The 10,788-nt window shown below is 75.0% G+C and carries 9 protein-coding genes; 4 read left to right on the top strand and 5 right to left on the bottom strand.

Features of this window, described 5'->3' with window-relative positions:
• Window positions 1-270 precede the first annotated feature (270 nt).
• Window positions 271-2,007, top strand: a complete 1,737-nt coding sequence (locus tag ACFV9M_RS41165; RefSeq protein ID WP_385079217.1) for a SpoIIE family protein phosphatase — start codon at window positions 271-273, stop codon at window positions 2,005-2,007.
• A gap of 48 nt (window positions 2,008-2,055) precedes the next feature.
• Here the strand turns inward: ACFV9M_RS41165 and ppk2 are convergent, their stop codons facing one another.
• Both ppk2 and ACFV9M_RS41155 read right to left on the bottom strand, forming a co-directional pair.
• Window positions 2,056-3,075 (bottom strand): polyphosphate kinase 2, encoded by a 1,020-nt coding sequence (gene ppk2, locus ACFV9M_RS41160; protein ID WP_385079214.1) that lies wholly within the window; start codon window positions 3,073-3,075, stop codon window positions 2,056-2,058.
• Between the two features lie 103 nt (window positions 3,076-3,178).
• The gene (locus tag ACFV9M_RS41155; RefSeq protein ID WP_385079212.1) at window positions 3,179-3,421 is read right to left on the bottom strand and encodes a DUF6411 family protein; all 243 of its coding nucleotides are present in this window, start codon (window positions 3,419-3,421) and stop codon (window positions 3,179-3,181) included.
• A 284-nt stretch (window positions 3,422-3,705) separates the two neighbouring features.
• Between ACFV9M_RS41155 and ACFV9M_RS41150 the strand changes: the two genes are divergently transcribed.
• Window positions 3,706-4,164, top strand: a complete 459-nt coding sequence (locus ACFV9M_RS41150; RefSeq protein WP_385079209.1) for a hypothetical protein — start codon at window positions 3,706-3,708, stop codon at window positions 4,162-4,164.
• A gap of 409 nt (window positions 4,165-4,573) precedes the next feature.
• Here the strand turns inward: ACFV9M_RS41150 and ACFV9M_RS41145 are convergent, their stop codons facing one another.
• Window positions 4,574-6,175: a glycerol-3-phosphate dehydrogenase/oxidase gene (locus tag ACFV9M_RS41145; protein ID WP_385079208.1), complete on the bottom strand. Its 1,602-nt coding sequence runs from the start codon at window positions 6,173-6,175 to the stop codon at window positions 4,574-4,576.
• Window positions 6,172-6,771 (bottom strand): TetR/AcrR family transcriptional regulator, encoded by a 600-nt coding sequence (locus ACFV9M_RS41140; protein WP_385079205.1) that lies wholly within the window; start codon window positions 6,769-6,771, stop codon window positions 6,172-6,174. The genes ACFV9M_RS41145 and ACFV9M_RS41140 overlap by 4 nt, the downstream gene beginning before the upstream one ends.
• A gap of 128 nt (window positions 6,772-6,899) precedes the next feature.
• Here ACFV9M_RS41140 and ACFV9M_RS41135 point away from each other — a divergent pair, with 128 nt between their 5' ends.
• On the top strand, window positions 6,900-8,498 hold the full coding sequence (locus ACFV9M_RS41135; protein WP_385079220.1) for an FAD-binding oxidoreductase: 1,599 nt from the start codon (window positions 6,900-6,902) through the stop codon (window positions 8,496-8,498).
• A 92-nt stretch (window positions 8,499-8,590) separates the two neighbouring features.
• Window positions 8,591-9,472 carry a diacylglycerol kinase family protein gene (locus tag ACFV9M_RS41130; protein WP_385079203.1) on the top strand — a complete coding sequence of 294 codons (882 nt, stop codon included), beginning with the start codon at window positions 8,591-8,593 and terminating at the stop codon, window positions 9,470-9,472.
• 48 nt (window positions 9,473-9,520) lie between these two features.
• Here ACFV9M_RS41130 and ACFV9M_RS41125 read toward each other — a convergent pair whose 3' ends face one another.
• Window positions 9,521-10,729 carry a PP2C family protein-serine/threonine phosphatase gene (locus ACFV9M_RS41125; RefSeq protein WP_385079200.1) on the bottom strand — a complete coding sequence of 403 codons (1,209 nt, stop codon included), beginning with the start codon at window positions 10,727-10,729 and terminating at the stop codon, window positions 9,521-9,523.
• Window positions 10,730-10,788 lie beyond the last annotated feature (59 nt).

Here is a 10,788-nt window from a genome sequence, read left to right as displayed (position 1 = left end):
CGGGCCGAGCCGCCGGGGCCCGACGTGGCACCGGGGCATCCGGCGTGCGGGCCGGTACCGAAGTACGGAAGTACGGTAGTCCGACGCGTACAGCAGTACGGGGAGTACGGGGAGTGCGGGCAGTACGGGCAGTACGGGCAGTGCGAAACGTACGGGCAGTACGGGTTGTACGGGCAGCGGTACGGCAGTACGGCAGTACGGGAGTACAGGCCGTGCGCAACGTACGGGCAGTGCGCGACGTACGGCGGATGCGAGTCGAGGAGGCAGGACGTGACGGAGCCCGGGAACACGGAGGGCGGCCGGGAGGGCTCCTCGCGCGGGCTCGCCGACCGGCTCGCCGCCGCCCTGGCCGCCCTGGGCACCGGCGCCTACCTCGTGGACGACAAGGGCTGCATCGTCGCCGTCAACGCGCCGGCCGAACGCCTGCTGGCCCGCCCCGCCGCGGATCTCCTGGGCCACGACGCGCACGACCTGCTCCACCGCACCTCCCGAGGGGAGCCGATGGCGAGGTCCGAGTGCCGGATGCGGCCCATGTTCCACGCCGGCGGGACGACCCAGGCCGAGCAGGACTGGTTCGAACGCGGAGACGGCTCCCTGCTGTCCATATCCTGGACGATCACCTCCTACGACCTCGGCGACGGACAGCGGGGCACCCTGGTGCTCTTCCACCCGTTCGACGGCGCCCGCACCGCCCAGCCCCGGGCCCACGACTCACTGCCGGCGTTCGAACGTCTGGCCCTGCTGGCCGAGACCACCACCCGGCTCACCTCCACCCTCGACGCCGACGAGGCGCTGGGCCGCCTGGTCGCGCTGGTGGTGCCCCGGCTCGCGGACTGGGCCGTCGTCGACCTGATCACCGAGCGCGACGAAGTCCGCCGGGCCGTCGTCGTCCACCACGAGGACGGAGCCCTGGTGACCCACGAGGAACTCCAGGGACCGATGCCGCCCGTGCCCGAGGAATCCCCGATGCCGCTCTCCCGGGCGCTGCGAGGTGTCGCCTCCGCCCTGGCCGGCCCCCGCACCTACCAGGGGCCGCCCGACTCCGGCATCGCCGTCGAACAGCGCCGTCTGTTCGAGGCCACCGGCATCCACTCGGCGGCCATCGCCCCCGTCCGCAGCACCCGCGAGGTCCTGGGGGCGCTCACCCTGGGCCGCTCCGAGAGACCGGCGGAGTTCACGCCCGCCGACGTCGCGCTGCTGGAGGACATCGCGCGCCGCGCCGGCCTCGCCCTGGACAACGCACGCCTCTACCAGCGGCAGCGCGCGGTCGCCGAGACGATGCAACGCCATCTGCTGCCCCAGATGCCGAGGGTACCGGGCGTGCAGATGGCCGTCCGCTACCTGCCCGCGCCCGACGCGTCCCACGTCGGGGGCGACTGGTACGACGCCTTCGTCCTGTCCGACGGCGCCACCGCACTGGCCGTCGGCGACGTCGTCGGACACGATCTCGACGCCGCGGCCGGCATGGCCCAGGTGCGCAACATGCTCCGCGCCTACGCCTGGTCCCAGGAGGAACCGCCCAGCCGTATCGTCGAACGGCTGGACGACGCGGTCATGCACATCACCGAGGTCCCCATGGCCACCATGATCTTCGCCCGGATGGCCGAAGGGAGCGGCGGGCGGTACGAACTGTCGTGGACCAACGCCGGCCATCCGCCCCCGCTCCTGGTCACCCGCTCCGGCCTGGCCCGGTACCTCACCGACGGACACGACATCCTCCTGGGCACCGGAGCCCGCCGCAGCCGCCCGGACGCGACGTACACGCTGCCGCCCGGCTCCACCCTCGTGCTGTACACCGACGGACTGATCGAGTCCCCCCGCCGCTCCATCGACGAGGGGCTCGACCGGCTCCGCCGGCACGCCGCGTCCCTCGCGCACCGGCCCCTGGAGTCCTTCACCGATCACCTGCTGGAGCGGACCCGGCCGACCGACAACGACGACGACGTCGCCCTCCTCGCCCTGCGTACGCCGGGTGAGGACCGGGAGGGCGCCGGGCGCGGCCGCTGACATCGCCCCGGCCGCCCGCGCGGCACCGCCGGACGGCAGGCGCTCGGCTCACGCCCGCCCGGGCGACGGGTCGGGGGCGGCCGGATGGATGCCGGGGCCCCTGCGGTGGCCGGCCAGGGGGGTGGGGGAGAGGTCGGTGGGTTCCTCGCCCGCCTCCAGCAGGGTGTCCGCGACGCCCACGATCAGGGGATCGGGCTTGCCCATGGCCTCATGGTCCTTCGTCGGGTAGTCGCAGCGGTCGAGGAGGCTGCGCATCGCCTCCAGCCGGCCCCGCCGCTTGTCGTTGTTCTTGACCACCGTCCACGGGGCGTGCGGCGTGTCCGTGGCGCGGAACATGTCGACCTTGGCGGCCGTGTAGTCGTCCCACCGGTCGAGCGAGGCCACGTCGGTGGGGGAGAGCTTCCAGCGGCGCACGGGGTCGACCTGGCGGATGGCGAACCGGGTGCGCTGCTCGGCCTGGGACACGGAGAACCAGAACTTCACCAGCAGGATGCCGTCGTCGGTGAGGAGCCGCTCGAACAGCGGGGCCTGGGCGAGGAAGGTGCGGTACTCCTCCTCCGTGCAGAACCCCATCACGCGTTCGACGCCGGCCCGGTTGTACCAGGAGCGGTCGAAGAAGACGATCTCACCGCGGGCCGGCAGATGCGCCACGTAGCGCTGGAAGTACCACTGGCCCGCCTCCCGCTCGGTCGGCTTCTCCAACGCCACGACGCGGGCGCCGCGCGGGTTGAGCCGTTCGGTGAAGCGCTGGATGGTGCCGCCCTTGCCGGCCGCGTCGCGGCCCTCGCAGAGCACGACGAGCCGCTGACCGGTCTCCTTCACCCAGCGCTGCATCTTGAGCAGCTCGATCTGGAGGATGCGCTTGGTCCGCTCGTACTCGGCCCGGCGGATCTTCCGGTCGTACGGGTAGTTCTCCCGCCACGTCCGCACGGGGCTTCCGTCGGCGTCGAGGAGGATCGGCTTCTCGGGCCGGCGCTCGTCCACGCTCAGCCCTTCGAGCAGCCCGTCGGGCTCCCCGTCGTCGTCGTACAGGTCGGCGGTCTCCCGGCCCTGTGGTGTCTCGGCCATGTCCCCATCGTCTCCTCGGCCAGTGCTGACGGTCGTCGGCGACGCGTGCCGGTTTCACGGTCCGCGGTGGCGGTCCGGCCGGCCGTCGTGTGCCGGAGTGCGGTCAGAAGGGCATCCGGCCGCGCGCCCGCCGTCCCGCGGAGCCGCTGCGTCCGACCGCTCGGGAGCTGGAACTGAACGGCTTGCTGAACAGCCGCCCCAGCGGCCCGGGCGCCTTCGATCCGGCCCGCGACCCGGCGCCCAGGGTGCGCTGTGCGCCGCTCTGCGGATGGCGCGAGAGGCGGGGCAGGAAGAAGGCCAGCACGGCCAGGACGACACAGGCGGCGATGATGATTCCGATGATCATCGGGATCTCCCGGAGAGTCGGCGGAAGGGCACTTTCCCGGCCCTGATGACCGCGTGCCCCGTCCCCCCGTCCGGACACGCGCGGCCGCCTCCGACTTGCCATGCCATGGAGGCCCGCCTCGACGCGTGGCGCGCGCCGTCCACCCCATGGCAGCCGTCTTCTGGGTGTCGTCTCAGGGGTGCCGTCCTCGGGGTGCCGTCTTCGGGGTGACTTTCGTGCCTCGCCCGGGTCGAGATCCGCGCGGGGCGGCACCGCCCGGCTCCCGCCCGGGGACCTGTCGGGGCATGAACCATCACGACGACGGCCCCGACCCCGCCCACCGGCGTCCACCGGGTGTCAGCCGGACGACGGTGGAGGCGCTCGGTTCCCTGTCGAAGGCCCTGGAGACCACCGAGCGGGCCCGCGGCCACCTGTACGCCTTCCACCAGCTGACGGGTGGCGCGGACCTGGAGCTGGACCGGACGGTGGCCCTGCTGCGCGAGGCCGGTCACACCGAGTGGGCGGACCGGGTGCAGCGCGAGATCCTGGGCCGCAACGTCATCCCCGGGCACTGGACGTTCCAGATCGTCGAGGCCTACAACGGCACCTACTACGAACCCTTCAGGGATCTGGAACGGCAGGCCCTCGCCGCCCTGGCGGAAGGCCGCGACCACCTGTACGAGGCCGAGATGAAGGAGGCCCGCCGGACCGCGGGCCACCCCGACCACACCGCCGGACCCGGCCCCGGCCGTGCGGAGCCGTGACACGGGCGCGGCGGGTCACGCCGCCTGGCCGGCCCGGCGGACGCCGGCCACCGGGGCGAGGACCCCTCCCGGTCGCTTCCGACACGCACGCACGCGTGCCCGCGACGCGTCCGCACGCACGCGTGCCCGCGACGCGTCCGCACGCACGCGTGCCCGCGACGCGTCCGCACGCACGCGTGCCTGGGACGTCCGCGCATCAGCTTGTCCGTGACATCCGTGCGTCCGCTTGCCCGTGACGTTTGTGACGTCCGTGACGTCCGTGACGTCCGTGACGTCCGTGACATCCGTGAGGTCCGTGACATCCGTGACGTCCGCTTGTCCGTGACGTCCGTGCGTCCGTGACACGTCCACACTGCACGGGCCGCCGCGCATCCGCGCCGCGCCGTGCCTCCGCGCCTCCGCGTCTCCGTCACACCGTCCAGTCCGACGGCTCGCCCAGAAGGCGGTGCACCGCGTCCAGGGCCGGGCCGCGGTCGTCCGGTACCAGCCCGATGCGGGTGCGCCGGTCGAGCAGGTCCGCCTCGTCGAGGGCCCCCTCGTGGCGGACCGCCCAGAGGAGTTCGGCCCCGGTGACGGGGTGGCCCGGCAGGACGGGTTCGGCGAGGCGCGGGTCCCGGGCGCCGAGCGTCTGGACGGCGGTGGCCTCGGTGCCGTAGCGCCGGACGAGACGGCGCGGTGCGGGGATCTCGCGCAGACGCCGGGCGGGAGCCGCGCCGACCAGCGGCAGGCCGCCCGTGCGGCAGGGGGCGGCGGTGAGGCGGCCCGCCGTGACCGCCGCGTCGACGGCGTCCTCGGCCATCCGCCGGTACGTGGTGAGCTTGCCGCCGACCACCGTGACCACGCCGTCGCCCCCGGCGACGACCGCGTGCCGCCGGGAGAGGTCGGCGGTCCGGCCCGCGCCGCCGGGGTGCGTGCCGGGGGCGGTGTCCAGCAGGGGGCGCAGCCCGGCGAAGGCGCCGGCCACCTCCGACCGGTGGACCGGGACGTCCAGCACGGAGCCGAGGACGTCGAGGAGGAAGCCGATGTCCGTCTCGGGAGCGGCCGGCACGTCGGGGAGGTCGCCGTCGACGGGCTCGTCGGTGAGGCCGACGTAGACGCGGCCGTCGCCCTGGGGGAGGACGAGGACGAAGCGGTTGGTCTCGCCGGGGACCGGGATGTGCAGGCCGGCGGGGAGCGCGCCGAGGTGCTCGGAGCGCAGGACCAGGTGGGTGCCCCGGGACGGCCGGACCCGGATGCCGTCGACCAGCCGGCCCGCCCAGACGCCGGAGGCGTTGATCACCGTACGGGCGCGGATCTCGCCCTCCTCGCCGGTGAGTTCGTCGCGGACCAGGGCGCCGGAACCGGTCAGCCGCAGGGCCCTGACCCGGGTGAGGATCCGAGCGCCGTGGCCGGCGGCGGTGCGGGCGAGGGCGGTCACCAGGCGGGCGTCGTCGGTGACCTTGCCGTCCCAGGACAGCAGCCCGCCGCGCAGCCCCCCGGTGCGCACGGCCGGCGCAAGGACGCGGGCTTCGGCCGCCGCGAGCCGGCGGGGCGCGGGCAGCGTGGCCCGGGAGGTGCGGGCCGCCAGGCGCAGGGCGTCCCCGGCCCGGAAACCGGCCCAGGCCAGGGCGGCCTGACCGCGGGAGACCAGCGGGGTGAGGGGCAGGACGAAGGGCTCGGCGCGCACCAGGTGCGGGGCGGTGCGCTCCATGAGCAGTCCGCGCTCCACCGCGCTCTCGTGGGCGACGTCGAACTGCGCGGACGCGAGGTAGCGCAGGCCGCCGTGGATCAGCTTGGAGCTCCAGCGGGAGGTGCCGAAGGCGAGGTCGTGGGCATCGACGGCGGCGACGGTCAGTCCGCGGGCGGCCGCGTCGAGGGCGGCTCCGGCACCGGTCGCGCCCAGTCCGACGACCAGGACGTCCACCACCGGACCGCCCACGGCGGCGGCCAGTTCGCGCGAGCGGCGGGCGGCCGACAGCGAGGAGGCGGTGGCCGGCGGTGCGGGTGCGGTGGGGCTGCCGGTGGGGCTCATGGCGTCAGGGTCCTCTCCAGGATGGTCCGCAGCTCCGCGAGGAAGGCGGCGGAGTCGAGCTCCGGGTCGTCCTCGTCGGCCATCGTCCGCAGCGACAGGGTGAACGACTGGACCACCAGGAGCAGGGAGCGGGCCTGCCGCTCCGGGTGGCCGGGCCGTACCGAGCCGTCGGCGTGGCCCTCCCGCAGGCCGTCGGCGAGCAGTTCCAGCAGCGCCTCCTGGCTGGCCCCGCGCCGGTCGAGGACGTAGGGGAGGAGCAGCTCGGGATCGACGTCGACGATCTTGCGGAAGAGCGGATGGGCGCGGAAGGCGGCCACCCCCGCCACCAGGCCGTCCACCAGCAGCGCCCGGGCCCTTGTGCCGGGGCGGCGTTCCGGCAGGGCGGCCGTGGCCACGCCGACCCACTCGCGGGTCATCAGATCGCCGACCAGGGACCGGACATCGGGCCAGCGCCGGTAGAGGGTCATCCGCGAGACCCCCGCCCGGCGGGCCACGTCGGTGAGGGTCGTACGGCGGACCCCGACGGCCAGGACGCAGTCGCGGACCGCGTCGAGCACCGCGTCGCCGTCCGACTGGTTGTGACGAATAGGCGTCATGTGTCACAGTGTAACGCCCGGTGGGGCCGTGCCGACGCGGCCCGTCCGGTGGAGCCGTGTCGACACAGCCCGCCCGCTGGGGCCGTGCCGAGACGGCGTCCCGCACACCGACCTGGAGGACGACACCGATGGACATGCTGTGGAGCGGCTGGGGCGACCCCGCCGCGGCGGCGCCGCTGCCCGACACGGTGGCCGGGCTGCTGCGCGACCTGCTCGGCGTCACGCCGCGCGGCACCGGACCGGTCGCCCTGGAGGAGATCGCCGTCCCCGCCTCCCCGCTCGGCGCCGAGGCGCACCGCGCCCTGCTGTCCGCCGTCGGCGGGCAGGCCGAGCACGTGCGCACCGACGCCGAGTCCCGCATCCGGCACACGCGCGGCAAGTCCACCTCTGACCTGCTGCGGATCCGGTGCGGTGAGGTCGACGACCTCCCGGCGGCCGTAGTGCTCCCGGCCGGGCACGACGAGGTCCTCGCCGTCCTGCGGGCGTGTGCCGCGCACGGGCTGACGGCCGTGCCGTTCGGCGGCGGCACCTCCGTCGTCGGCGGCCTCGCGCCCGCCCGGCGCGGCGCCGCCGTCGCCCTCGACCTGCGCCGCCTGAACGGCCTGCTCGCCGTCGACCGCGTCTCGCGGACCGCCACCCTCCAGGCCGGACTGCGCGCCCCGCACGCCGAGGCGCTGCTGGCCGGACACGGCTTCACCCTCGGCCACTTCCCGCAGTCCTACGAGTGGGCCACCCTCGGCGGGTTCGCCGCCACCCGCTCCAGCGGGCAGGCCTCCGCCGGCTACGGCCGGTTCGACGACATGGTGCTGGGCCTGACCCTCGCCACCCCCGAGGGCACCGTCGAGACGGGCCGCGCCCCGCGCTCGGCCGCCGGCCCGGACCTGCGCCAGCTGCTGCTCGGATCGGAGGGCGCGTTCGGCGTGATCACTGCCGTGACCGTGCGCGTCCGTCCCGTCCCCCAGGCCCGCGTGTACGAGGGCTGGAGCTTCCCGTCCTTCCGGGAGGGCGCCGACGCGCTGCGCCGGCTGGCCCAGGACGGGCCCCGCCCGACGGTGCTGCGCCTGTCCGACGAGACCGAGACCCTCGTCGGCCTGGCCCGGCCCGACGCCATCGGCTCCGCCTCCGCGCGGGAGAACGCGGGATGCCTGGCCGTGGTCGGCTTCGAGGGCACCGAGGAGGACACCGGCCACCGCCGCGAGCGGGCGGCGGCGGTCCTGCGCGAGGCCGGCGGAGCGCCGCTGGGGGAGGAGCCGGGCCGGCACTGGGCGCGCGGACGCTACTCCGCCCCCTACCTGAGGGACGCCCTGCTCGACGCCGGCGCCCTCGCCGAGACCCTGGAGACCGCCGCCTTCTGGTCCCGCCTGCCGGAGCTGTACGCCTCCGTCCGGGACGCCCTGACCTCAACCCTGACCGGCGCGGGCACCCCGCCCCTGGTCATGTGCCACATCTCGCACGTCTACGAGAACGGCGCCTCCCTGTACTTCACCGTCGTCAGCGCCCAGGGCGACGACCCCCTCGCCCACTGGACCCGCGCCAAGCACGCCGCCAACGACGCGATCCTCGCCGCGGGCGGCACCATCAGCCACCACCACGGCGTGGGCGCCGACCACCGCGACTGGTACGCGCGGGAGGCCGGCCCCCTCGCGGTCGACGCCCTGCGTGCCGTCAAGCGGCGGCTGGACCCGGCCGGAGTGCTCAACCCCGGAGTCCTGCTGCCCGCGGACTGACCGCCGCCCACCGCACCCCCCACCACTCCGCGCGCCCTCACCGCCCGCCCGTCCGCCCATCCGCCCGTCCGCCGACAGTCCGGAGGCCCCCGATGCGACAGTTCACCGCCGTCGTCAACCCCACCGCAGGCGGAGCCACGGGCGCGGCGGCGCTCCTCGCGGTGGCCCGGCTGCTGCGCGAGGCGGGCGCCGGACTCGACACCGTCTACAGCCGCGGCCTCGCGCACGCCCGGGACCTCGCGCGGGAGGCCGGTGACCGCGGCCGGGTGGTGCTGGCGGTCGGCGGGGACGGCATCGCGGGCGCGATCGGCGGAGCCCTCAGCGGGACCGGCGCGGTCCTGGGACTCGTACCGGCCGGGCGGGGCAACGACTTCGCCCGGGCCCTGCGCCTGCCCACCGGGGCGGACGCCCTGGCCCGCGTGCTGCTCGACGCCGAGCCGCGGCCCGTCGACACCATCGAGGTGTGCTCCGCGGCGCACGACCGCACCGTCGTCCTCGGCAGCGTCTACGCCGGCGTCGACGCGCTCGCCAACCGCCACGCCAACCACGCCGTACTCCTGCGGGGCGCCGCCGCCTACTACGCCGGAGGGCTCCGCGCGGTCGGCACCTGGCGCCCGGCCCGGTACCGGGTGACGGTCGACGGCGTGGAGCACGCGCACCGCGGATACACGGTCGTGGCCGCCAATTCCGGCTTCTACGGCTCGGGCCGCGTCATCGCCCCCGACGCCAGGATCGACGACGGCCTGCTGGAGGTCGTGATGATCCGGCACGCCCCGCGGCGCCTGTTCTTCGCCCTGATGAACGAACTCGCGTCGGGCACCCACGTCCGCCGCCCCGAGGTGAGCGTCCTGCGCGGGGCACAGGTCCGCATCGAGGCCGACCGGCGCCTGCCCTACGGCGCCGACGGCGAGGTCGAGGCCGAGCTGCCCGTCACCGCCACGGTGCTGCCCGGCGCCCTGCGGGCGCTGTACTGAGCACGCCGCCGGGCCGCGCGACGCGCCGGACGGGGCCCGGCGGCGTCCTCAACGGCGCGGCACGGGCTGCCACTCCAGCAGCAGGATCGTCGCGTCGTCGCGGAGATCGCTGCCCTGGGAGTCGAGGATGGAGTGGATGAGCCGGCGCAGGGTCTCCGGCCCCGGCTCACCGGTGGCCGTGGCGCGGATGACGTAGTCGGCGAAGCGCTCCAGCCCCAGCAGGGAGCCGTCGAGCGTCCGGGCCTCCGTCACCCCGTCCGTGTACAGCAGCACCCGGTCGCCGGGCTCGAGCTGGATGGCGTGGGTGCGGCGGGGCCGCGTCAGCAGGGTCACCAGCCCCATCGGCGGGTCCGCCTCGCTCGCCATGGCGTCGGCGATGAGCTGCTGGTCCCGGATCAGCAGGGGCGGCGGATGACCGCAGTTGGCCCAGCGCAGCACGCCGCCCCGCAGGTCGAGCTGGGCGAGGACCGCCGTGCAGAACTGGTCCGGCAGCCACTGCGTCAGTGTGTCGTCCACGCATTCCACGAGTGCGGGCAGGTCCATTCCGGTACGGCGCGCGTTGCGGCAGGCGGCCAGTGCCACGGCGGTGGTCAGCCCCGAGACCAGGTTGTGCCCCATGGCGTCGAAGACGGAGGCGTGCAGGGCGGTGTCGGTGAGCGCATGGTCGAAGGCGTCGCCGCCGAGCGCGTAGGCGGGTTCCAGGACCGCGGTCGAGACGGTACTGGCGTTGCCGATGGTGCGGGGCGGGAGGAAGGCCCGCAGCATCTCGGACGGCAGCTCCATGCGCTCGGTGCGGGTCCGCCGGACGAAGGTGTCCTTGTACGTCCGCCTCGAGGTGATCATCATGGCGAGGAGTCCGGCGAGCGCCTTGCCGCGGACCAGTGTGGCGGCGGTGAGCGCCGAGGTGTGGACGGCCAGCACGCCCAGCCGCTCCGCCCCGTCCAGCAGCGGGAACCAGGCGGTGACGATGTCCGCGCTGTCGGACTCCTGCACGCGCAGGGACTCGGTGCGGTAGGCCCACCCGGCCAGGGAGCCGTCGACGGGCAGCGTGGACGTCACGTCGGTGAGCGGCACGAGCTGACGCTGCTGGAGATCGGCGAGGTAGACCACGCAGTGGTGCAGCCCCAGCGCCTTGGAGCACCGGGCGACCGCCGTGGACAGGTCGGCGGTCAGATTGCGCCGGTCGGCGAGGAACTCCTCCAGCGGTTGCTCCTGAGGCTGAGCCGACACGCCGTCACCACCTCGCCTCCGGGTCATCCCGACAGCAGTCTCACACCGCACCCTTCCGCGCGCACGCTCGGTGGGACGTCCGGGGC

The organism is Streptomyces sp. NPDC059895 (assembly GCF_042731035.1).
GTDB lineage: Bacteria > Actinomycetota > Actinomycetes > Streptomycetales > Streptomycetaceae > Streptomyces.
Note: the sequence above shows the minus strand (reverse complement) of the source record. Positions and strands in the feature narration are given on the sequence as shown.